Origin of the sequence: Cephaloticoccus capnophilus (assembly GCF_001580045.1) — a bacterium.
Lineage (GTDB): Bacteria > Verrucomicrobiota > Verrucomicrobiia > Opitutales > Opitutaceae > Cephaloticoccus > Cephaloticoccus capnophilus.
This window is the reverse complement of the sequence record NZ_LSZP01000045.1, coordinates 14,814-37,980: the sequence shown is the minus strand read 5'-3', so window position 1 is coordinate 37,980 and position 23,167 is coordinate 14,814. Positions and strand designations below refer to the sequence as shown.

Below are 23,167 nucleotides of genomic sequence, written 5' to 3'. Positions count from 1 at the left end.
TCCACCCTTCGCCTAAACCTAATCCTCTTTTCTTCACATGGCCGGACTCGGAAAACTCCTCAAACAAGCCCAGAAAATGCAGCGCGGCGTCGAAGCCCTCCAAGCTCAACTCGACGCGCACGAAATCGAAGTCAGTAGCGGTGGCGGCGCGGTGCAGGTCAAGGTCAACGGCAACGGCCGCTTTCTCTCGCTCAGTCTCGATCCCGAGTTCTTGAAAGAAGAGCCCGCCTTCGTCTCCGAAACGATCCTTGGCGCGATCCAAGACGCCGCCGGTCAAGCCAAAACCTACAACGAAGCCGAGATGCAAAAAGTGACCTCCGGTTTCTCCATGCCCGGGCTGATGTGACCTAGGGCCTGTTCCCGCTAGATAAAAACAGTCTGCGACTGTGACGCCGAGTTTTGAGCATTTACTAAAAACCCTGAAGCAGCTCCCCGGGCTGGGCCACCGCTCGGCGGAGCGGATAGCACTGCACCTGCTTGTCGAAAAACAAGAACGGCTGCCCCGACTCGTCGCGGCGCTCGACGAGGCCGCTCGCTCTGTGCGCCGCTGCACCCGCTGCGGAAATCTTGCCGAAGCCGAGCTCTGCCCCATCTGTGCCGACCCGACCCGCGACCACGGCCTCGTTTGCGTCGTCGAGCAAGTGCCCGACCTCGTCGCCATCGAACGCAGCGGCGCCTATCGCGGCACTTACCACGTGCTCCACGGCAAACTCTCGCCGATTCAGGGAATCGGCCCCGAAGACCTGCACCTAAGCCCACTCCTTGCGCGGCTTGCTGCGGGCGAAATCCGCGAACTCGTCCTCGCGCTCTCCGGCGACGTCGAAGCCGAGGCCACCTGCCACTACCTCACCGCTCAAGTCACCGAAGTGACGCGATCAACGACAGCCCACGTGCCCGAGGCGGCGACCTCAAGGCCTTCGTCCGTTACCGTTACCCGAATCGGTTTCGGGCTCCCGAGTGGCGGCGGCGTTCTCTACGCCGACTCAGTGACGCTTAAAAGCGCGCTCGAAGCGCGCCGCGATTATACGTGATAGGCGAGGTCACGGGAGGCGAACGCGTGCGCTCACACGCTCGGACTTAGGGGCTGTTCGCGTTTCAAACGCGAGGCATCTGGCTCGCGGCTCGCCACTCACGTGTGCTGCGCACGCTCGCCGCCGAGCCCGCGCCCAAGTGGGCAAATCAGCTCGAGCTTTAGGCTTTATCGCGATTGCTGACTTGCCAAGAGCCGCGCACCTGCTTGCTGTCGCATCTGCCTTTGGCAAAACCTCTGCGGGCATAGTATATCGGCTATTATGCGTGCTTCCCAAGCATGAGAGGAGGGTTCGATTCCCTCTGCCCGCACCATGAGGATTGAGCGGCTAGGGGCTGTTCCCGTTTCAAACGTGAACCGCGACGGGACTGGTGTTTTCGGGCAACACGGCTTCCTGCATGCCAGCCCTTAGGGGGGATGCGGATTGACTGCATTTTCGAGCCTGAAAAGGCTCAGCACTATGTCGTCCCACACTTCTTCCGGTTCTTCTACGCTCGTTACGGGAGGGACGGGTTTTTTGGGGAAACGGTTGGTGTTGAGGCTGCTCGCTGAGGAGCGGCGGGTCACGGTTCTCAGTCGGCGGGCGGATGCCGAGTTGGCCTCGCGGGGCGTTCGGTTTGTCTGCGCGTCGCTCGACGATGTGCAGGCGGTGCGGGCGGCTTGCGCGGGGCAGGGGACGGTGTTTCACACTGCTGCAAAGGTGGGTGTGTGGGGCCGTTATACCGAGTTTTACAAAACCAATGTGCTCGGCACGCGGGCTGTGATTGAGGGTTGCCGCGAGCACGGGGTGGCGCGGTTAGTTTACACGAGCACGCCGAGCGTGGTTTACAACGGGCGAGACATTGCGGGGGGTGACGAATCGCTCCCACTTACGACGCGTTGCCCGAGCCCGTATCCGCTAACGAAGGCGATTGCCGAGCGCGAAGTGCTCGCGGCGAATTCGGAAAACTTGCGCACTGCCGCGCTGCGTCCGCATTTGATTTGGGGCGCGGGCGACCCGCACTTGGTGCCGCGTTTACTGGCAGCAGCCCGCTGCGGTCGGCTGCGGATCGTGGGCGATGGAAAAAACCGCGTGGACATGGTGCATGTGGAAAACGCGGTCGATGCGCACTTGCTGGCAGAGGCTGCGCTTCACCGAGATTTCGCGCGCAACACTGCGGCCGGTCGGCCGTATTTCATCACCGATGGGGAGCCGGTGAGGCTTTGGGATTGGGTGGACGGGTTACTGCGCGCGCTCGGAGAGCCGTCGGTGACGCGGCGGATTTCGCTGCGTGGGGCGCTGCGCTTGGGTGGGTTTTGCGAGGGGCTTTGGCGTGCGCTGCCGTTTCTTCTGCGCGGCGAGCCTCCAATGACGCGCTTCATCGCTGCCGAGCTGGCGAAGGACCACTGGTTCGACATTGGCGCGGCGCGGCGCGAGCTTGGTTACGTGCCGCGTGTCTCGATGGAACAGGGGTTTAGGGAACTAATCGACTGGCTGCACAGACCCTAGCCCAACGGGTTTCTATTCCGAATTTCCCTCCTAATGATTTTTTCCGAATGAAGTTTAAGACTCTGTTTTTCCCCGCATTGGCGATGGGGGCGATTGTGCTGCTGTCGAACATCCTCGTGCAGTTTACGATTAACGACTGGCTGACTTGGGGCGCGTTTTCGTATCCGGTCGCTTACCTCGTGACCGATGTGTGCAACCGGATTTTGGGCCCGAGTGCGGCACGACGGATTGTGCTCGTGGGCTTCGTGGTCGGGCTGGCCAGTTCGACGGTGCTCGCATCGCTGCAAATCACGCTGGCGAGTGGCTCGGCGTTCTTGGTGTCGCAGTTGCTCGACGTATCGGTCTTCAACCGGCTGCGGCAGCGGTCTTGGTGGCAGGCCCCGTTTATCGGTTCGTGCCTTGCCTCGGTCATCGACACGGCGATTTTCTTCAAAATCGCGTTTGCCAACTCGGAGTTAAACTGGCTTTCGCTCGCGGCAGGCGATTTGAGCGTGAAGCTTATAATGGCCGCGCTCCTGCTCCCCGCGTATCGAGCGGTCATTCGTAAGAGTGGGCTACTCCCCGCGCCAAAATCCGCCTGACGCACACGCACACAGGCCGCCTAGATTCCCCCAAGAAAAATGAGTAACGAAAACGCGGATACAGCAGAGCACCTGCACCGACTTGGCGAGCGACTTACCGCCCTAGAGCGGCACGTCTTTGAGCAGGATAAGGAGATGCTCGCGCTGTCGCGGCAGCTTGAGCAATTACGTGCTGCGCTGCTGGGCTTACGCGAACGCTTGAGCGAGCCGAGTAGTCGCGACATAGGCGGTGGCGATGCGTCGCACGCTTTCGACGCGGAGCGCCCGCCGCATTATTGATGCCGCCTTGGCGCGGATCGCCGCGGATCACCGTGCGACTCTGAAGCTAAGTGCGCACGCTACGCATCAATCGTTTCACGAGTGGCACGAGGCAGAGGAGCACTGCCGTTGCGACGAAGACGAAGAGCGCTTGTTCGCTGAAAAACCGTGCGAGTGCGCCGCTGTCGTTGCCCTCCTCGCTAAAGTTTCGCGCGAGATAGCCGCTTAGGAAGTTACCAATCGAGGTCGCCAGAAACCAGCCGCCCATGATGACGCCGGCGAGCCGCGCCGGAGCGAGTTTCGTCACCGTGCTGAGTCCGACGGGGCTTAGGCACAACTCGCCAATGGTTTGCAGGAGCAGCAGCCCAATTAGCCAAAGTGGGCTGACTAGCCCTTGGTCAGCCAATCGTGCCGCGGGCACCATGAGTGCGAAGGACAGGCCGACAAAACCCAGCCCAAAGGTGAACTTCATGGGAGCCGAGGGTTGGCGGCAGCCTAGCCGTAACCACATCCAGCCAAAGAGCGGCGCGAGCAGGATGATGAAGGCCGAGTTGACCGACTGATACCATGCCGAGGGAAACGCGTATCCGAAGATGCGGTTGTCCGTGAAATCGCGGGCGAAGAGATTGATGGAGGAGCCCGTTTGCTCAAAGACCGCGAAAAACACGATACTCGCCGCGAAAAGCACTGCGATCGCCGCGGTGCGCCGCCCATCCTCGCCGCCCCAAATCGCGTAGGCGATGGTTGCGAGGACTGCGGTGACCGAGAGCACGCCGACGAGCACGGGCACACGATTGAGCAGCCAACCGACTGCACCGAGTAGCGCGAGGTAGCCGACCGCGCGAGCCAGTCGCACGCCCTTTTGCGCGAGGCCGATTTTCGGTCCTTCGCCGACCCCCGCGAGCGTGCTGAGGCTGCGCGTGTAAACGATGAGTCCGATAGTCATCCCGACGCCTGCTAACGCAAAGGCCCAGTGCCAACTGTGCTGCGGGTCAAAGCCCCACGCGGCGAGTTTTTGCTGAAACCACGGGTGCTGTGCGAGGAAGCCAGTCAGTAGCGGAGCGACGAGTGCACCGAGGTTTATCCCCATGTAGAAAATGGAAAACCCCGCGTCGCGTCGGTCGTCGTCGTCGGGTGCGTAGAGGCTGCCGACCATCGTGCTGATATTGGGTTTGAGGAGGCCTGTGCCCATAGCGACGAGCCCGAGCCCCGCGTAAAACGAGGCGGTCGATTGCAGGGCCATCGCAAAGTGCCCGCAGGCGATGATTACCCCGCCGACGAGCACGCACTGCCGTGCGCCGATGATTTTGTCGGCGATGTAGCCGCCGAAAATCGCCAGCATGTAGACGAGCATCGTGTAGTAGCCGTAGACCAGCGCGGCGCGCTCGGTGCTAAACCCGAGTCCGCCCTCGCTCACGGTGCTCGTCATGAAGAGGACGAGCAGCGCACGCATTCCGTAGTAGGAAAACCGCTCCCAAAGTTCGGTGAAAAACAGCGGCCTTAGCCCCGCCGGATGTCGGGCGCTGGGGCGGGCTGCTGGAGTGCTTCGCGTCTGTGCTAGGTCCCTCGGTTCGGTTTCAGGCATTTTTACTGCTGCTTATGAGAAACGCTGCGCCGTGGTGGCGACCTTTTATGGCGAGGACACTACTTAGGCGCCAGCGCGGAGCATTTGGGTCTGTGCGCGAATGCGGAGACTTTGTGCCGCGATTGTGACCGATCTGCCACCGATTCGTAACACAGGCGGGCGATTGTTTGTGGCAGCTCCCGAGACGGCTTCTCGGACGCACACACACACAAGCAATGACAAACTCAATCACTCCTCTTCGTTTTCGCTCGGGTTTTCTTCTGGGCAAAAATCGCGGCTCGCGCCGGTTCTGCGGATTTCCGCTTGGTCGCGTGGCTTCGTTAACCGGTGTTTTGGCCGCACTGGGCTGCGGGCTGTTTTCCGCTTCTGCCTCGGCACAAGACAGCGGCGCATTGGTCGAGGCGCTCGTTCGCAAGGGCATCCTCACTGCGCAAGAGGCCGAAGAAATTCGCGCCGACTTGCTGCGCGAAGCAGCGGAGCCGCCCGCTGTGGCGACGGCGGGTAGCTCGCTCACGACGCGCTTGCGGATTAGTGGGCGAATCCAAACACAGTTTGCCTCGATCGATACGGACATTTCCGGAACGAGTGACGATCCGGCTTCGACGAATCACTTTTTTGCGCGGCGGCTGTATCTGACCGCGCGCGCGGATCTCGGCCCAAACTGGGCGAGCAACATCACTTACGACTTCGCGGGGAGTCTCTTCGATGCGGCGTGGGTGCAATATAAGGGCAGCGGCTTCACCGTCGATTTAGGACTGCGCAAGGTGAACCTCGGCTACGAAGAGCGCACGTCTTCGGGCAGCCTCAAAGCAATCGAGCGTTCGGGCGTCACCCGCTATTTTGTGGAGGAAAACAACGGTCGCCGACTCGGCGCGGGGAGCTACCGCGTAGGGGCTTTCGTCGATGGAAAGCAGGGCGCGTTTTTCTACGGTGCGGCGATCACGAATCCCGAGCGTGCGGTAAACTCGGGCGCAGCGGCCTCCGCCGGAAACAGCACGCGTAACCAATTCGCCTTTTGGGCAAACGCAGGGTTTAGCGGCCCGCTCGGTGAGGGCGGTGATGCGACCTACATAGTCGGTGCGGGCGCAGGTTACTTACCCGACCAAGGTGGACGGCCGGTCGGCACAGGCGACGACCTCACTGTTTACACGGTTTATGCCGATGTGCGCGGACTGGCGGGCGGGCGTTTCGGGCTCGCAGCGGAGCTGCTCGGCGCGGACGTCGAGCGCGGCGTCTCGGCGACGCGCGACGCGAGCCCTTTGGGGTACTGGGTGCAGCCGACTTTTAAGGTGAGCGAACAGTTCGAGCTCGTCGCCCGATACAGTGCACTCGATTCCGATGGGCGCGGGGTAAGCCTTTCCGATGGCGTGCGCTCGGCTCCGGGGGGCGGCACACACGACAAGCTGCGCGAATTCTTCTTCGGGGGAAATTGGTATCTGCGCGGCAACGACCTGAAACTCCAAGCCGGATACGTGCATGGTGAATCGCGCGACGAGGTTGGCGGCGGGGGAGCTGGCGGAGTCGTTCGTGCCAAAGCGCGCGGCGTCCGCTCCCAGCTCCAATTCAACTTCTGAGCAATCCATCACGACGCTCTCTCAATTCACGAAACCGAACTCTTTTCAGAATTTTTAACCCTTACCTCTCACACGTTATGAAAAATCCACTACGCCTACTTTCCTTCCTCGCGGCAGGCTTCGCGCTGACCGCCATCGCGCCCGCGCTCCAAGCACAAAAGCTCGTCATCAAGGGCTCTGATACCCTTGGCGCGAAGCTCGTTCCGACGATTGCGGAAGACTACCGCGCGCTGAATCCGGGCAGGTCGTTTGAAATCGCTGCCGAGGGCTCATCGACGGGCATTGCGGCGCTCATCTCGGGCACGGCGGACATCGGCATGTCGTCGCGCCGAGCGCGGCCCGCCGAGTTGTCCAACGGCGCGGCAAAGGGCGTCACGCTGCGCCCGCTCATCGTCTGCTACGACGGGATTGCGATTATCGTGAATGCGGCGAACCCGATCACCACACTCACGAAGCGGCAGGTCGAGCAGGTGTTTACGGGCGACCTGCGAAGCTGGGATGACTTGGGGAGCGGCGCCGCCTCGGGCCCGATTTCGATCTACACCCGCAATACCGCTTCGGGCACCTACGCCGACTTCAAGGCACTGGCGATGAACAAGCGCGACTACGCGCCGAGCTCCCAAAAACTCGCGGGTAACGAGCAGATCGTTGCCGAAGTCGCGGCCAATCCAAACGGCATCGGCTATGTCGGGCTCGCCTACATCAACGCGCCCGGCGTGAAGGTCGTCGCGATTGAGGGCGATTTGCCGAGTAAGGAAAGCGTGCTGGCCAATCGCTACCCGTATGCGCGGCCCAACTTTTTTTACACCAACGGCGAGCCGCAGGGAGAGGCCGCGCGCTTCATCGACTACGTGTTGAGCGAGGCGGGCCAGCAGGTCGTCGAGCGTGTCGGCTTCGTGCCGGTGCGCTAAGCGTTTCCCTAACACAATTTCGACTGTCATGAGGGGCTTATCCGAACCGAAAAACCCGCCTGCATTTCAAATCCACAAGCGCAGCCGACGCATCTTCGGACTGTCGCGCGAGGAGGCGATCAGGGCCTTTTTCGGCGGGCAAGCACTCGTGGCGGTCGTCGTGCTGGCACTCATAACAGTGTTTCTTTTCCGCGAGGGTTTTGGGTTTTTCGCACAGCAACGCGCGGAACTCACACGCTACCGTCGCTCGGGAGTGGAGTTTGTCGATTTGCTGCGTGCGCAAGAGAAGGCGCATGGAGAGCTGGGGCGGCGGCTGGGCTTGCGCGGTGAGGCGGCAGACCGCTTCGCCGATGCGATCGTGCCGCTGCGCGCGCTTTTAGGCGAACTCGGCGAATGGGCTTTGGAAATTAAAGAAAGCGAAGAAAGCCGAGCAGATGGTGCGCCTACCCGCTTTGGCGAGGTGGCCGAAATCACGGCTCAGTATCCAAAAATTGAGGACACGTTTGGCGAACTTACGGCGCAGCTAGGCACAATCACCGAGTCGTCGCCCGGGCTGTCTCCGGAGCAACGCGCCCAACTGGAAAAGCACCTTTCCGGTTTCGGTGCCACGTTGGCGAAGCTGCGGGCCTGGGACGCTGAAAAGCCAGTCTCTGGGTGGCAGGCGGCGCGCAGTTTCTTTTTTGGGCGGCAGTGGCTGACGGCGAGTTTTTGGCAGGATTTTTACGGAGTTGTCCCACTTTTCACAGGTTCGTTACTCGTCTCGGCAATCGCGCTCGGCTTGGCGGTGCCACTGGGGCTCGGCGCGGCGATTTATGTGAGCCAAATCGCGGGAGCGCGGGAGCGCAGTGTGATTAAGCCAGCAATCGAGTTTATCGCGGCGATTCCTTCGGTGGTTTTAGGGTTTTTCGGAATCGCGGTGCTCGGGCAGGCACTGCGGGCGCTCTCGCAAGTCGAGTGGCTCGCCTGGCTTCCGGGCTTTCCTTACGCGGAGCGGCTCAACGCGCTGACCGCCGGTTGCCTGCTCGCATTGATCGCAGTGCCGACGATTTTTACGCTGGCGGAGGACGCGCTGGCGAGCGTGCCGCGCGCCCTCAAGGAGGGCTCTTACGCGTTAGGGGCGCGGCGGATGCAGACGGTTGCGCGAGTCATCGTGCCGAGTGCACTTTCGGGAATGGTCTCGGCGGTGTTGCTGGGGCTGGGCCGTGTGATTGGCGAGACGATGGTCGTGCTTCTGTGCGCCGGAAACCGAATCGCCATCCCCGACTTTAGCGCGGGGCTGGGCGTGGTGACGCAACCGGTTCACACGATGACGGGAATCATCGCGCAAGAAATGGGCGAGGTGGCGACAGGGACGATTCACTACCGCGCCCTCTTCGTCGTGGGGCTGCTGCTTTTCTTAATCGCACTGACACTCAACTACAGTGCTCAAAAAATCCTAGGCCGCTACCGGCTGCCTTCACTCAGATGAAGATGACTAAATATAATCGTTCGGCGGAGCCGAAAACTCCGGCTCTATTTGCGGCCGCGTCACGGCCCGTTTTCGGGCGAGTCTTCGAGTGCGGTTCAGCAGGACTGCTGCGCGCGGCGACTTATTTTGTGCTGTGCTGCGGGCTCGTGGTTTTAGGCGACATCGCGCTAAAGGGCGGGCGGACGGTCTTCCAAGCGCAGTGGCCATTTGTGAATGTGAGTTTCCTGACCCAAGCTCCCGAATCGCTTCACGTTTTCGAGTACGCGGGAGAAACGCACGAGATGGGGGACGCACAGTTTCGCGCGTTTCGGGCGAACGCGCTGCGCGGGGCAGGGCGAGCCGCCGAGCCCTCGTCTCCGAATATATCCGGGGAGCAGGGAAGCGCGGTTCCGGCGATTCGCTCGCAGAGTTACGTTTATGCGGCGGGCGGTATCTGGCCCTGTATCGTGGGGACGGTTTTGCTCGTTTCGGGCGCGATGGGGATCGCGCTGTCGCTAGGCATCGGCGCGGCGATTTTTCTGAGCGAATACGCGAAGGAAGGCCGGTTTTTGCGACTGGTGCGGCTGTGTATCCTGAATCTCGCGGGGGTGCCTTCGATTGTCTTTGGGCTCTTCGGGTTTGGGCTGTTTGTGAATTTCTTTGGCTGGAATGTCTCGCTCTTGGCGGGCTGGTGCACGCTGGCGGTGATGGTGCTGCCAGTGGTCATCACGGCGGCGGAGGAGGCCTTGAAGGCGGTGCCGAGCGGGCTGCGCGAAGGGTCGCTCGCGCTGGGTGCGACGCAGTGGCAGACGATTCGCCGCGCGGTGCTGCCGTGTGCGTTACCGGGGATTTTGACCTCGTCGATTCTGGGAATCGCACGCGTCGCTGGTGAAACCGCGCCCATCATGTTTACGGCGGCCTACGTCGTCCGCGATAAGCTGCCTTGGGAGGTCGAGCGGCTGGGCGACTTCTTTTTCCAGGGCGTAATGGCCCTGCCGTACCACATCTACGTGGTCTCGACCAAAATTCCTCAAAACGCCTACACCGCGCGCGTGCAGTATGGCACGGCATTCGTGTTCCTGGCCGTCGTGGGTCTGCTGGCCCTCGGCTCAATCCTCCTGCGAGGCCGACTCAAAAAAACTTACACATGGTAACTCTAAATCACACGACCACTGCTTTTGAGCATCGTTTTATGACGACGGGAACGAGCGCGACGCGTGCGGCGCTGCCTTTGGCCGATAAACTGAAGCCTAAGCGGGTAACGCCGACGGCGATTGAGGTCGACCAACTCGACTTTGCGTATGGCGCGAAGCAGGCCCTCTTCGACGTCAACCTCGAGCTGCCCGCGCGGCGTGTCACCGCCTTTATCGGCCCTTCGGGCTGCGGAAAGACGACGCTTCTGCGCTGCTTTAATCGGATGAACGACCTCGTGCCCGAAGCTCGTTTAACGCGCGGAGCGATTCGTATCCACTCTGCCGATATTCACGCGCCCGAGGTGGACCCGACCTTACTGCGCAAGCGTGTCGGGATGGTTTTTCAAAAATCGAACCCGTTTCCCAAATCAATTTACGACAATGTCGCTTACGGACTGCGGATTCAGCGGGGGCGTCGTTCCCGCGTGCAACTCGACGAGGCGGTAGAGCGTGCGCTGCGCGCCGCTGCGCTCTGGGACGAGGTGAGGGATCGCTTGCACGACTCAGGGCTCGCGCTTTCGGGTGGGCAACAGCAGCGGCTCTGCATCGCGCGGGCACTGGCAGTGGAGCCGGATATTTTGCTGATGGACGAGCCCTGCGCGGCACTCGACCCCATCGCCACGGCCAAAATTGAGGAGTTAATCGCCGAGCTAAAACGCCGTTACACGATCGTCATCGTGACGCACTCGATGCAGCAGGCCGCGCGCTGTTCGGATAAAACCTGCTTTTTCTATATGGGCCGCTTGGTCGAGAGCGGCGATACACAGCAGGTCTTTTCAAAGCCCGCTAACCCCCAAACGGCTGCCTATATTTCCGGCCACTTCGGCTAAACTGTGCCAGCCTGAGCATTTACGCTCTCGCGCGGTCTAGTGTTAGCGGTCACAGACCTCCACTGCGCGTGGGGCGGCAGGCTGTGCCTGCACCCGTTCAATTTGGGATTTCTCATCGCGCTATCGCGCGAAAGCGAAATCCCAAATTTGAAAGCATTCCCCCTGTCGCGTTGCGACAGGGCGAGTAGTAAAAGGGAAAGTAGAGTAATAACCCGTTTGGGCGAGGTGGGAAAAATCACCAGTAAACTCCCGCCGCCAAATAAAACAGCCTGCGGCTGCGCCCCACGCGTAGTGGAAAAGTGCAGCTCACTGATGAGCTGCGTGGCCGGCCCCGCCGAAGGCGGGAAAGTGGGCTGCGTGCTTCATTTTGTCGGCGCCATAATTGTCAGAGCCGACACGGCGCTTATTTGAAGAGTTTTTCGATGCCGTAGCCGAGGAGGCCGGTAATGGGCAGTGTGAGCACCCAGGCCCATATGATGCGCTCGACCAGGCCCCACTTGACCGCGCTAAAGCGTTTCGAGGAGCCCACGCCCATAATCGAGGTCGTAATGACGTGCGTAGTCGAAATCGGGATACCGAGCGTGGAGGCGCCGTGGATGACGAGTGCGGCGGTGGTCTCGGCGGCGAAGCCGTGGATGGTCTGAAGCTTTACCATTTTGTGGCCCATCGTGCGGATGATTCGCCAGCCGCCCGCTGCAGTGCCCGCTGCCATCGTGAGGGCACAGGTAATCATGACCCAGCGGTGCACGGTGAATTCCGGGGTTTCCAGAAAACTCGCCCAGCCGGGTAGGCCCTCAAAAATCCCCGCTTGCGTGCCGGTGAAGAGCGCGAGCGTGATAATGCCCATCGTTTTTTGCGCGTCGTTTGAGCCGTGGCTGTAACCCATGAAGCCTGCGCTAACGAGTTGGGCTTTGCCAAAAATCATCCCGATGAGGCGCGGGCGCAGTTTTTTGAGCAGGGCGAGGAGCAGATACATGAGTGCCGCGCCGAGCAGGAAGCCGACAAAGGGCGAGCTGATCATCGGCAGGACGATTTTGGGCCAGAGTCCGCTGTGGCTGCCGTCTTCGGCGATTAGGTGCCAGTGCAGGACATGCCAATTACCGTCGGAGGCGGTGAGTGCTGCGCCGCAGAGCCCGCCGACGAGTGCGTGGCTGGAGCTGGAGGGCAGCCCGAGCCACCAGGTAAAAAGGTTCCAGATGATGGCGGCGAGCAGCGCGCTCAAGACGGTCGTCATGTCGATAACGTTGGTATCGACGAGGCCGCGACCGATGGTGGTCGCAACGGCGGTGCCCATGAGTGCGCCGACGAGGTTCCAAAACGCGGCCCAGACCACGGCTTGGCGTGGCGTGAGTACCTTGGTCGAGACGACGGTGGCGATGGAGTTCGCCGTGTCGTGAAACCCGTTGATGTATTCGAAAATTAGCGCGGCCAGCAAAACGAGCACGAACAGCGTCATAGGAGCAGCGTGGGCCAGAGGTGATTAGGCGTGGTGGTGTGTGGGCGGAGAGGGAGGCCGCGGGCGGCCTGAAGCACAGCGCCGGCGCGTAGGGGCTGTGGCATTACGAGTGCTTGAGGACGATTTGCACGACGATGTTGCCCGCGTTGCGGCAGCAATCGACCGACTGTTCAGCCAGTTCGTAAATCTCCTGCAGGATGACGAGCTCCTTGGCCTCGTAAGGGCCTTGGTAGAGCTCTTTGAGTAAGTCGAACATGACGCGGTCGGCCTCGCCCTCGGCGTAGTGGAGCCGGTCGGTGGCGGTGCGGATTTTTTCCAAATTGGTGCCGCTGCGGAGTTGGCGCACCATCTCGACCACGGCTTCGGCGGCGAGTTTGAGGAGTTCGGCTTGGCGTTGGAAGGCGGTGTGCGGGACACGGCCGGGGTAGATGGAGAGCCGCTCGACCATCTTTTCTATGGACTTGGGGACGCGGTAGAGGGCGACGGAGAGGGCCTCGATGTCTTCGCGTTCGAGCGGTGTGACGAAGGTGCGGCTAAGCTCTTCGAGGACGAGGTTGCGGATCCGTTTCTCGGCGCGGCGGCTGTGCATGAACTCGTCCAAGTTCTCCGGCGGCTTGCCCGTCTTGTAGAGTTGTTCGAGATAGCCTTCGAGAAGCGAGACGCTGGCCTTGGCCTCGTCTGCCCCTGCTTCTAGCAGGTCGTAAAACTTGTCGTCTTTGCCGAAGAGTTTTTTGAGCGAAAACATAGGGTTCTTTGGAGGCCTTCGAGTTGGAGGGAGCCACAAGCCCTGTGCAAGCCTAGCGGATTTGTTTTATTTGGCGGGCTGCTCGGCCGGAGAATCGTCGCAGCCTGTGACTTTAACCACTCAGGCTCGCGCGCCGCACCACACTGGCGGCAGCGTCTTTCAAGGCGCGACCACTGGCTGTTTCGTTTTGCTAGCGCTGTCTCCTTACCGCGCCTTAGGCCTTGCCGCGCAAATAGGCCCAGAGCAGGCCGAGCCGTTCGTAGATGCCGCCGGTGCTGTGTGTGAGCCCGCTGATGTCGGCGCTGTATTCGTTCCAGCGGAATTTTGGGTCGGGGCGAATCGCGAAGTTTGCCGGACAGGGGAGCGCGTGCAGTCCGGCTTTTTCGGCGTAGGCCATAATACGCGGCATGTGCGCCGCGGAGCTGATGAGCGCGAGTGGGGTATTGGGGCCGTAGAGTGCGGCCAGTGCGGCGACCTCGCCCTCGGTGTCGAGCGCGGTGGTGAGGAGGCGCATGCGCTGCGGCTCAATGCCGAGCGATTCGGCGGCGCGGGCGAGAGTCGCGGCGGCAGTCTCGCTTTCGGGCGCGCCTTTATCGCGTGCGGGGCCGGTGAGGATGAGTGTGGCCTCGGGCAAGAGTCGGGCTAGCCGGACGCCTTCGACTAAGCGCGCGAGTCCGGCTTCGCTGAGTCGTAGCGTGGCGGGGAGCCGGGCTGTGTTTGCGGCTCCGCCGGCGAAAACGACGATGGCGCGGCACTCGGCAAGTTCGGGCGGCAGTGCCTCGCCGACTGCGAGTTCGGGGATGGGCGCATAGCGAGTTTCAAGCGGGCCGAGCAGCGCGCGCCCGACGGGTTTTAAGCTAAAGCCGAGTAAGAGGAGCAGTCCCGAAGTCAGGCAGAGGCGGCCCAGGATTTTGCGTCGTGTGAGCCACACCAAAATGCCCCCCAAGAGCATGAGCGTGAGGCTGAGTTGGAGCGGAAGGAGGAAGTAAGTGACCGCTTTTTTCAGCCAGAAGAGTAGGGGCATCGGGAGGGGCTCTAACTGTTTGGTCGCGTGGGTGTGTGCACGGGCATTTGCCGTGTGCTGCGCGAAGCTGGGGCGGCCAACGGGACTCGAACCCGCGACCCCTTGAATCACAATCAAGTGCTCTAACCAACTGAGCTATGGCCGCCACAAAATGAGGGCGGGACGCTCGCGTGGTTTCGCAGCGCCTGTCAATCCTTGACCAACGAATTCCTTGGCCGTGTGCTTTTCTCAGGGGCTGGAGCGGCGAAGGGTGGGGCGATTTTTAGGGACGGGTGGAATCGGCCTCGTCTTGTTGAGGTGGAGCTGGCATAGGAACCGCTGTGCCTCCGAATAGAGAGTCTTCTGATACGGGCCCTGCCGCTAGGCGGGAGAGCGATTTGCCTGCTTCATCCTGTCCGCGAGGTGAAGGGCAAAGGCCACTGGCCTTGCGGGTGCTGACTTTTAACATCGCGCATGGGCGCGGGCTGACGCCGATCCAAGGGCTGACCTTGCGGCACAAGTTGCGGGTAAACTTGCGGCGGATTGCGCGGCTGATTCTGAAGCTAAAGCCGGACATCGTCGCGCTCCAGGAAATCGACCATCATTCGCGCTGGGCGGGGAATTTTGATCAGCTCGACTATCTGCGTTGGCACACGGGCTACCCGCATGCGGTGTTTGGCATCAACAATCGGCGCGAGGGCTTTATGAATTTGAGCTATGGAAATGCGTTTCTCTCTAAGCACCCGATTGTGGACTGGGAGAGCCGCGCTTTTGGGGCGGCGCGCGTCGGCGAAAAAGGGTTTTTATATGCGGAGTTTGACTGTGCGGGGCGGCGCTTGCCGCTCGTAAACATGCATCTGCACTACCGCTCGCGCGGGCGGCGCTTTGCCCAAGTCGAGCAGGTCATGGACTACGTGGCGGCGAAGCACGCCGCCCGGCGTGCGCAGTGGGACTTGTTGCCAATCGTGTGTGGAGACTTGAACAACGTGGCGCACTCTCCCGATGCGACTGCGGAGTTACTGCGCTACTTTTCGCTGCATGGGCACTACTCGCTGCATCCGCAAGGCGGGCTGACCTTTCCCTCGCCACTGCCGAGTCGCGGGCTCGACTTTATCTTTTTGCCGCCGGGCTGTGGGGAAGTGCGCTGCGAGGTCGTGCCAAGCTATTTGAGCGACCATCGGCCGGTGTGGGTGGAGTTTGAGCTGTGAGGTGAATGGGCCGCAGGCCCCCTTTGGGGGGAGCTGCCCCGAGTTTACCGACATGGCGCGAGGTGGAGTAGAGCAAGCTTAGTGCGGGGCGGGGAGGCGTCACGGGGCGCGGAGCATGTTACTTATAGGGAGGGCGAATAATGCTAATAATGGTGAAAAGTAGAAAATAGGACTTGTTCTCATAAAGAAGTGAGCCATTCAGCGAGTCCGCACCCACGCCCTTTTATGAGTAAGTCTACCTACCTCGTGGACCGTTTGGCCTCCATGTCGGTCTCAGCCCAGAATTGCCGCACAGTGGCATTAATCGCCGCGTTAGTCGTAGCGCTGGGCTTGCCATCAGCGGCGTCTGCGCAGCGTGTCCCTGCGAGCGCGCTCCTTGATGGGCTAGACGATGACCAAGTCGTCACCCTCGCAGAGATGGAGGTCGAGGCGGGACAACTTCAGAAGCATGCGTATCAGGGGAATATGGACTTGGTGCGCACGGAAAACGATATCCAGCCCTACAGCATCATCGGGCGGGAGCGGATCGCGCGTTCGGGGGCGACTACGGTTGAGGATTTGCTGCGGCAGCAGTTGACGATGAGCACGTCATTTGCCTCCAGCGATAATAGCCCGGGTGGGTGGACGGGCAGCAGCAGCAGTTTTAGCCTGCGCGGGATGGGCGCGGCGCAGACACTCGTGCTCGTCAATGGTCGCCGCGTGGCCGGGGTGGGCAGTCGTGGGACGGCGGAGGGCAGCGACCAAGCGGATCTCAATGGGATCCCGCTTTCGGCGATTGAGCGGATTGAGGTGCTGCCGGCCTCGGCTTCGGCGATCTATGGGAGCGGTGCGCTCGGCGGCGTGATTAACGTCGTATTGCGCGGAAACTACAGCGGGAACGAGTTCAACGCGCGCTATGAAACGACGGACGATGGGCACGCCTCGATCGAGACCTACAACCTGACTTCGAGCTTCCAGTTTGAGCAGGGGCGCAGCCAACTCTTGCTCTCGGTGCAGTCGCAAGTGACCAAGCCGCTCTATGGGTATCAACGCGACTTCCAAGTGCGCGGGCGCAATCGGGAGTTGGTCAATAATCCGGACGCGCTTTACGTGCCGGCCGGGCGAACCGGTAACCCACCTGCTGGGGCACTGGTTAATATTCGCAGTGCCAATGGGAGCCCGCTGTTTGGGCCGGGATCGTCTCACTTTACACATATCCCGGTGGGCTATCGCGGTTGGCAGCTCGATGGCTTGCAGCCCCTGATTGACAACCAAGGAAGCTACAACCTCGACCTCGCACGCGGTGCGCTAAATGGGTTTAGCGGCGACATCGTCCTGATCGGCGCGGTGCGCTCGAAGTCGCTTAACTTGAGCAGCAGCCGGAGCATGACTGAGCGCTTTAAGCTATTTTTTGACGGAGGGGCCTCGGAGTCGCGTCAGCGCGATGTGAGCACTTACTACACGGCGCGCGTGGCGACGCTGGCCGCGAATTCGACCAATAACCCGTTTGGGCAAGCGGTGCGGATTACCTATCCGGCTCGGCACATCGACCGAGAGACTGCGCCGGATTCGTTTTCGGTGAATCGCCAGAAGCGAGCGGCGGTGGGCTTCGAGCTAAGCTTGCCTCACGACTGGAAGATCGTCGGCGACTACGCGTGGAGTTACTCGTATGTGGATCGCACTTACCGTCGCCAATACGGGAGCCCGACTTTTGCCGAAGCGGTGAATGCAGGCACGGTCGATTTGCTGCGCGATACGACCTCTTTTGAGACGCTGATCGATCCCTACTCGAATCTGCCGCACACGACGACCAAGGCGTGGCAGGGAGATACGACGCTACGCGCGGCCGGGCCGCTGACGGCGTGGTATGCCGGAGACATCACGCTCGCCAGTGGTGTGGAGCACCGCGAGTTGCGCAGTGCGGGTTTCCCTGACTACACGACGCCGAGGCCGCCCCCGACCTATCGCCGCCAGCAAATCGATAGCCTGTATGCGGAGGCGACGGTGCCACTGACCTCGCCCGATCTGGGCTTGCGCGGGCTGCACAGCGTGGACGTGCAATTGGCGCTGCGGCACGAGCGTTTCGATGTGGAGACGGCGGGCAACAAGTTCGACACGACGGTGCCGACGGTCGGGCTGCGCTGGCTTCCGGTGCGCGATCTGATGCTGCGCGGCTCGTGGGGGAAGGGCTTTCGCGCGCCGACTTACTCGCAACTGGCCGACCCGACTCTTTCTACCACGACAAGCCAAGTGAATGACCCGAGGCGTGGGGGCGAGGTTTCGGACATTTACACGCTGGGCGGGGGAAATCCCGAGCTCCAGCCAGAGACTTCGCGCAACAGTAACATCGGCATCGTGTGGACGCCCGAGTTTGTGCGCGGGCTGCGGCTCTCGGCCGATTTTTATAAAATCGAGAAGAAGAATAACCTGACCTCGCTCGGAGCGCAGGCGATTCTCGACCAAGAAGCGACCTTTCCCGGGCGCGTGATCCGCGACACGCCTGTGGCAGGCGATCCCTACGGCGTGGGCGAGGTGCTCCAAGTAAACACCTACGCGATGAACATGCTCAAGATGGAGACGGCGGGCGTGGATTTGGGGGCGCGTTACTGGTGGCAGAGTGCGGGTGCGGGCGAGTTTGACCTCGGGGTAAACGCTACGCTGACCGACTACTACCGCGAACAGACCGCCTTTAATACACCGCTTGTGGACTGGGTTGGCGTGCCGTCGCGCAACTCCGCGAGTCCGCTCGATGCCCGGTTTACTGCGAGCCTACTGTGGAATCGCCAGCAGTGGAGCGCTGGCTGGGCGGCCCAATACTACGACCACTACCGGCTTAATCCGACGAGCACTGCGGCGATTCTCAGCCAAGGCAGCGAGCGCGTGCCTAGCCAGACTTACCACGACCTGTTTGTGCGTTACCGGCTGGGTGCGCGGTACCGGATTTTGGCAGGCCTAGAGCTGACCTTTGGGGCCAAGAACATCTTCGATAAAGCTCCGCCCGTAGATATGTCCACTAGCCGCTACTACAGCACACTGGGCGACCCACGGATGCGCCGCCTGTATGTGAATTTGAAGAAGACGTTTTAGGGCGAGTGGTTTGCACTCGCTCCAATTAATGGGAGTGGGGCCATGTGAGCGGCCACTTGAGCGGCCAAGTGCTTGGGTGTGCGGATACTGCGTTCGCACACCGCAATTTCCGCTATCGGTACGTAAAACAGACTAGTGGTTTCGGCTGCGAAACCGACGCTCAGCGCGGCTGCGGTATTCGTGTGATTCCTTATGCGTTATTGAGACTACGTTATTCCCTGCTGGCTGCGGTGTTGTTTGCACTGAGCGGACTCGGGGGCGGGCTGCCGTTTGCGCATGCCCAGCTTGTCGTTGGCGATGGCGAGGCAGAGGAGCTAACGGGGCGCGAGCTCGTGGCGGCGCTCGGCTCGGAACCTGGGCAAGTGCGCTGGTCGGGCTCGGGCGGTTTTGCGACGATGCAGGGAGAGACGCGCATAACGCTAAACGAGATGGAGTGGCTCATCTGGGGCAGTGCCGACTTCGTGCCCGATGGGCGCGCGCTCGTCTTTGGGCGGCCCGACTCGGCGGGTACGATTGACTGGAACTCGCGGATAGACCTCGGCGGCAGTAATAAGAAGCTGCCGCGCCAGATCCGGCTCGTGCGCGGGCGGCTGGGCGATCGAGCCAATGTCGTGCTGCGGCTGCGCGATGCGCTGCGCTCGACCGTTTACGAGCAGAGTAAATCGAATTGGCGGCTCGATTTTCTGGGGGACGGGCGTTTCGACATCCTTGCTGCACAGCCGCATCTGGCGCGGGGCGACATCCATGTGGCGCGGGCCGAGCTGCGGGTTGCCGAGGCGGGCCAGTTGAACCATGTGCGCAAGTTTGTGCTGTCGCGGGGGGCGAGCTTTGTGGTGGATGAACGCGAGGCCGAGCTTGACCGTCTCGGTGCGAAGGCAGACCTCAAGCTCGACTCTAGCACGTTTCGGTATTGGGGCGGGGGTGCCGCGCAGCCCGATGCGAGCGAACACTTAGGGCGCGTTTTCTTAGCCGGTGGGGTAAGCACGATTGAGGTGATCAACAGCAGCGATGGGCGCAGCAGCGTGTTCCTAAAATCGCTAGCTCGCACAGGCGGCTCAGGTGCCGCCAAGGCCGCGCGCGGAGTGTTCGAGATACACACGCGCGGGAACTTCGTGCTCAGCAGCGAGCAGGTTAACCCCGACTTTGAGGGCTACGGAGGGATCCTCCCATGGGCGACGATTAATGGGGAGGACTGGGTTGCGCGCTCGGGGAAGGACTGGGTGCAGGTGAACAGCCACTACACGGCCAACGAGTCGAGTTGGGAGCCCGGCCACAACGTCACTGTGCGCGAGGCGCAGCAGCTCACGACCGACCGTACGATTAACTCGCTGCGCGCTCACGGCGGCAGCCTCAACCTCGGCGGGCACACGTTAACCGTGAGCTCGGGCGGCCTAATCGCTGTGGGGCCGGACTTCACTTTTGGGAGCTCGGATGCGAGCGGGGACTACTACCGGCCCAGCATCATCACGACGGGTAAGACACGCAATCCGCTCTACGTGCACGTCCACACGGATAACGTTTGGATGCAGGCGACGCTCACTGGGGGTATGGATTTGGTGAAAGCGGGCGGCGGTGTGCTGCACCTCATGCATGGGTACACGGGCGAGCTGGGGGATGTTTATATGCACGAAGGCCGTATCGAGTTTGCAGCGAAGTCGAAAGGGACGCTCCAGACGGGTGCGCTCTACGTCGGCGATGGGGCTCGGACTGCCGCGCTCAAACTCGCAGGCCGCGAACGCTTGAGCAGCCGCCCGCACCTTAGCTTGCGAGGCAGCGCGCACACACCTGTGGACGCCGGTGTGTTGGAGCTCAGCGGGGCCACGCAGCAGAGCTTTAGCAGACTGCATGTGGAAAACGCGGCGGTCATCGACTACGTGGACGGCTCCGTGGGCGCGGAAAATGTGCTCTTCGTTGATGAGCTCACCTTTAACAGCGAGGCCGCCCGCCTCGTAATCCGCCATTGGGTGAGAAACGAAGACCGGCTTATTGTGAGGCGAAGTGCGAACCTGAGCGCGCGCGCGATTAGCCAGATTGACTTTGAGGGCTGGGGAAATGCCCGGCTCGTGGACTACGATGGCGATCATTGGGAAATCGTTTCGGGGCCGCTCAGCGATTCGGCGGCGGCGATTCACGCGCACCCAGCTGCTCCGCTTACGCCGTCGCTGCCAGAGCCCGCGCCTAGTCGCGCATCTGCGCTCGGCTCCTCGATTTATGGGGCGACAACTCCCAGTCCTTACGGGGCGGCGATTTCTGACAGGGCAGAGTATAATAGCGTCGAGTCGCTGCCCTACGTGCCGCCTCCCGTGCACGAAGTGGTTTCTCATGGAGTGCCCTCGACTCGCTCGCCGGAGCCTTCGGCTTTACCTTATTCCAGCAGCAGTACTTCGGGGTTTTACCAGACACCGACTCCGTCGCCCGCCGCGCCCACTGCGCCGATTGGCTCTCTGCCGGAGCTACCCGCTCCCAGCACTTCTTACGGAGCCGGATACCAATCAAGCTGGCCGCAAACTGACATCCAAGCCGCCCCGCCGCCGCCGCCCTCTGCCCGCGAGATCGAAGAGGAAATCGAGCGAATCCTCTACGAGACCGCTTACCGCAGCTAAACGCGGTAAGCGGGGCAGCGGAGCCCACTGCCTCCGCCTTCCCGTGCAAGGTCGCCCTGCGCGGCCCGCTGAAGGCGCGTGCGATTAGTGGCACATGAGCAAAACAGCCTTTGCACGGGCGGCGTTTATCTCGCAGACAGGGGCGCATATCATGGCTGCTGCTGTTGTCGCTTCTTCTCGTATCCAAAAAACGTTTTCCCGCACCCAAGCGGAGGGCCGCGCTGCCTTTGTCGCTTATCTTTGCGCGGGGGATCCCGACCTCGAAACCTCGCTCGCGGCGTGTCGCACGGTGATTGAAAACGGGGTTGATGTGCTGGAGCTGGGCGTGCCGTTTTCTGACCCGCTGGCTGATGGGGTGACCAATCAGCTCGCCGCGCAGCGTGCACTCCGCGCGGGAATCGGGCGTAAGCAAGTCTTTGAGTTGGTGCGCCGGATTCGCGCGGAGTTTAGCGAGCTGCCGATTGTCCTCTACACTTACTACAACCTCGTCTTCGCCAACGGCATCGACGACTACGTGCGCGAGGCGCGGGCGGCGGGAGTGGATGGCTTGTTGACGCTCGACTTACCGCCCGAAGAGGCCGGCGAGTTGAGCGCGGCCTGCGAGGAGCAGGGGCTGCAAACGGTTTTTATCGTTGCGCCGACAACTCCGGCAGAGCGTGTCACGCGTATCGTGGAGTGCACTACGGGGTTCATTTATTATGTGTCTCGCGAGGGCGTCACGGGGACGCGCGACTCGCTCGTGGCGGGGCTGGGGGAGGCGGTGGCGAAGATCAAGGCGCGGACTACGTTGCCGGTGGTCGTGGGCTTCGGCATCTCGAAGCGCGAACATGTGCAGGTGGTCGGCACAGTCGCCGATGGAGTCGTGGTGGGAAGCCTGCTCGTAGGGACGATTGCCGATAATATCGGCTCGACGGAGCGCGTGTGCGCGGCACTCGCCGAGCAGATGCGCGAACTCTCGCCCGGGCTTGTGCGGTCGTAGCGGGCCCCGCTTCTTCAGGCTTTTGGCTGGCCAGCGTCTCGGCTCATGTCTCGCAAGCGGATCCACGTTATTACCGGTTGCACGGCGGTGGGGAAGACCGAGTTGGCACTGCGTTGGGCGGAAGCGCACGGGGCGGAAATCGTGTCCTGCGATTCGCTGCTGTTTTATCGCGGGATGGATATCGGCACGGCTAAGCCGACGGCGGAGGAGCGGGCGCGTGTGCCGCATCACTTGATCGACGTTTGCGAGCCGAGCGAGCCGATGGATATCGCGCGTTACTGCGATCGGGCGCGAGCGGTGGTCGAGCAATTGAGCGCGAGGCAGGCGGCTGGAGTGCCGATTTTGGTGACGGGGGGGAGTGGGTTTTACCTAAAAGCGTTTTTTGCGCCAGTGGTGGATCGGGTCGCCGTGCCGGAGGAGATTCGGACGGCGGTCGCCGCGCTTTCGCTCGACGAAGCGGTTGCCGAGTTGCGGCGGCTCAACCCGAGCGAGGCGGCGCTGGGCGGGCTCGACTTGGCGAATCCGCGCCGCGTTGCACGGGCCTTGGAGCGTTGCTTGGCGACGGGAAAGACGGTCGCGGAACTGCGGCGCGAGTTTGCCGCGCAGCCGTCGTTGTTTGCGGACTACGAGTTGCGGCTAACTGAGCTCGTTCGCGAGCCGGACGATTTGGCGCGGCGGGTTCGCGAGCGTGTGGCAGCGATGTTGCGTGCAGGGCTGCTGGATGAAGTGCACGGGCTTTTGACTCGGGGGATTAAGGAGAACCCAAGCGCGGCGGGAGCGATTGGCTACCGTGAGTCAATCGCGGTGCTGGAGGGACGCGCACCGCTCGCAGAGTTGGAAGCGCAAATCGTCCGCAACACGCTCGCTCTCGTAAAAAAGCAGAAAACCTTTTTCCGAGCTATGCTGCCCGAGCATGAGCGTGTGGACCTGAGGCAGTGGGTAGATGTACTGCCCTAGGGAATACTTTCTTTTTTCCACCACGCGTGGGGCGGCAGGCTGTGCCTGCACCCATTTACAGAGCCGCTTGGTGGCCGTGCATTCGCACGGCAGCCAAGCGGCTCTGTAGAAAGGAACCCAAACTTTGGGACGTGGATTTATTCGTGATTTTTCCCACCTCGCCCAAACGGGTTATCACTCTACTTTCCCTTTTACTGCTCTCCCTGTCGCAACGCGACAGGGAGAATGCTTTCAAATTTGGGATTTCGCTTT

Annotated in this window: 19 protein-coding genes and 2 tRNA genes; 16 read left to right on the top strand and 5 right to left on the bottom strand. The window is 61.6% G+C overall.

Annotated features, from left to right (window positions below):
- Positions 1 to 37: 37 nt before the first annotated feature.
- The 6 genes from AXK12_RS05745 to AXK12_RS05720 all read left to right on the top strand — a co-directional run bounded on the left by AXK12_RS05745 (position 38) and on the right by AXK12_RS05720 (position 3,379).
- A complete protein-coding gene (locus AXK12_RS05745; protein WP_068712390.1) occupies positions 38 to 346 on the top strand; it encodes a YbaB/EbfC family nucleoid-associated protein in 309 nt (102 codons plus the stop codon).
- 40 nt (positions 347 to 386) lie between these two features.
- Positions 387 to 1,031 carry a recombination mediator RecR gene (recR, locus tag AXK12_RS05740; RefSeq protein ID WP_068712388.1) on the top strand — a complete coding sequence of 215 codons (645 nt, stop codon included), beginning with the start codon at positions 387 to 389 and terminating at the stop codon, positions 1,029 to 1,031.
- Positions 1,032 to 1,269: 238 nt separating this feature from the next.
- A tRNA-Gly gene (locus tag AXK12_RS05735) sits at positions 1,270 to 1,344 on the top strand.
- Positions 1,345 to 1,490: 146 nt separating this feature from the next.
- Positions 1,491 to 2,519 carry an NAD-dependent epimerase/dehydratase family protein gene (locus tag AXK12_RS05730; RefSeq protein ID WP_068712386.1) on the top strand — a complete coding sequence of 343 codons (1,029 nt, stop codon included), beginning with the start codon at positions 1,491 to 1,493 and terminating at the stop codon, positions 2,517 to 2,519.
- A 47-nt stretch (positions 2,520 to 2,566) separates the two neighbouring features.
- Complete coding sequence (locus AXK12_RS05725) at positions 2,567 to 3,100, top strand: queuosine precursor transporter (protein WP_068712384.1); 534 nt, start codon at positions 2,567 to 2,569, stop codon at positions 3,098 to 3,100.
- A 39-nt stretch (positions 3,101 to 3,139) separates the two neighbouring features.
- Positions 3,140 to 3,379, top strand: coding sequence for a SlyX family protein (locus AXK12_RS05720; RefSeq protein ID WP_068712381.1), 240 nt, complete (start codon positions 3,140 to 3,142; stop codon positions 3,377 to 3,379).
- A gap of 46 nt (positions 3,380 to 3,425) precedes the next feature.
- Here AXK12_RS05720 and AXK12_RS05715 read toward each other — a convergent pair whose 3' ends face one another.
- Positions 3,426 to 4,943 carry a peptide MFS transporter gene (locus tag AXK12_RS05715; RefSeq protein ID WP_068712379.1) on the bottom strand — a complete coding sequence of 506 codons (1,518 nt, stop codon included), beginning with the start codon at positions 4,941 to 4,943 and terminating at the stop codon, positions 3,426 to 3,428.
- Between the two features lie 311 nt (positions 4,944 to 5,254).
- Between AXK12_RS05715 and AXK12_RS05710 the strand changes: the two genes are divergently transcribed.
- The 5 genes from AXK12_RS05710 (at position 5,255) to pstB (ending at position 10,898) form a co-directional block, all read left to right on the top strand.
- Positions 5,255 to 6,517, top strand: coding sequence for a porin (locus AXK12_RS05710; RefSeq protein ID WP_197457009.1), 1,263 nt, complete (start codon positions 5,255 to 5,257; stop codon positions 6,515 to 6,517).
- A 77-nt stretch (positions 6,518 to 6,594) separates the two neighbouring features.
- Entirely contained in the window at positions 6,595 to 7,428 is an 834-nt protein-coding gene (locus AXK12_RS05705) for a phosphate ABC transporter substrate-binding protein (protein ID WP_068712375.1), read from the top strand.
- Between the two features lie 28 nt (positions 7,429 to 7,456).
- On the top strand, positions 7,457 to 8,896 hold the full coding sequence (gene pstC / locus AXK12_RS05700; protein ID WP_068712373.1) for a phosphate ABC transporter permease subunit PstC: 1,440 nt from the start codon (positions 7,457 to 7,459) through the stop codon (positions 8,894 to 8,896).
- A 2-nt stretch (positions 8,897 to 8,898) separates the two neighbouring features.
- Positions 8,899 to 10,029 (top strand): phosphate ABC transporter permease PstA, encoded by a 1,131-nt coding sequence (gene pstA, locus AXK12_RS05695; protein WP_068712424.1) that lies wholly within the window; start codon positions 8,899 to 8,901, stop codon positions 10,027 to 10,029.
- 38 nt (positions 10,030 to 10,067) lie between these two features.
- The gene (pstB, locus tag AXK12_RS05690) at positions 10,068 to 10,898 is read left to right on the top strand and encodes a phosphate ABC transporter ATP-binding protein PstB (RefSeq protein ID WP_068712422.1); all 831 of its coding nucleotides are present in this window, start codon (positions 10,068 to 10,070) and stop codon (positions 10,896 to 10,898) included.
- 403 nt (positions 10,899 to 11,301) lie between these two features.
- On the opposite strand, the gene AXK12_RS05680 is transcribed toward pstB, so the two are convergent.
- From AXK12_RS05680 to AXK12_RS05665, 4 genes are all read right to left on the bottom strand, one after another.
- Positions 11,302 to 12,354, bottom strand: coding sequence for an inorganic phosphate transporter (locus AXK12_RS05680; RefSeq protein ID WP_068712369.1), 1,053 nt, complete (start codon positions 12,352 to 12,354; stop codon positions 11,302 to 11,304).
- Positions 12,355 to 12,457: 103 nt separating this feature from the next.
- Positions 12,458 to 13,099, bottom strand: coding sequence for a DUF47 domain-containing protein (locus AXK12_RS05675; protein WP_068712367.1), 642 nt, complete (start codon positions 13,097 to 13,099; stop codon positions 12,458 to 12,460).
- 214 nt (positions 13,100 to 13,313) lie between these two features.
- Complete coding sequence (locus AXK12_RS05670) at positions 13,314 to 14,123, bottom strand: ElyC/SanA/YdcF family protein (protein ID WP_068712366.1); 810 nt, start codon at positions 14,121 to 14,123, stop codon at positions 13,314 to 13,316.
- A gap of 68 nt (positions 14,124 to 14,191) precedes the next feature.
- Positions 14,192 to 14,268, bottom strand: a tRNA-His gene (locus tag AXK12_RS05665).
- A gap of 286 nt (positions 14,269 to 14,554) precedes the next feature.
- On the opposite strand from AXK12_RS05665, the gene AXK12_RS05660 reads away from it, so the two are divergent.
- The 5 genes from AXK12_RS05660 (at position 14,555) to miaA (ending at position 22,915) form a co-directional block, all read left to right on the top strand.
- The gene (locus AXK12_RS05660; RefSeq protein WP_231863557.1) at positions 14,555 to 15,310 is read left to right on the top strand and encodes an endonuclease/exonuclease/phosphatase family protein; all 756 of its coding nucleotides are present in this window, start codon (positions 14,555 to 14,557) and stop codon (positions 15,308 to 15,310) included.
- Between the two features lie 225 nt (positions 15,311 to 15,535).
- Complete coding sequence (locus tag AXK12_RS05655) at positions 15,536 to 18,376, top strand: TonB-dependent receptor domain-containing protein (RefSeq protein WP_082782685.1); 2,841 nt, start codon at positions 15,536 to 15,538, stop codon at positions 18,374 to 18,376.
- Between the two features lie 200 nt (positions 18,377 to 18,576).
- Positions 18,577 to 20,979, top strand: coding sequence for a hypothetical protein (locus tag AXK12_RS05650; protein WP_156468893.1), 2,403 nt, complete (start codon positions 18,577 to 18,579; stop codon positions 20,977 to 20,979).
- A gap of 151 nt (positions 20,980 to 21,130) precedes the next feature.
- Entirely contained in the window at positions 21,131 to 21,958 is an 828-nt protein-coding gene (gene trpA, locus AXK12_RS05645; RefSeq protein ID WP_068712358.1) for a tryptophan synthase subunit alpha, read from the top strand.
- Between the two features lie 45 nt (positions 21,959 to 22,003).
- Positions 22,004 to 22,915, top strand: a complete 912-nt coding sequence (gene miaA, locus AXK12_RS05640) for a tRNA (adenosine(37)-N6)-dimethylallyltransferase MiaA (protein ID WP_068712356.1) — start codon at positions 22,004 to 22,006, stop codon at positions 22,913 to 22,915.
- Positions 22,916 to 23,167 lie beyond the last annotated feature (252 nt).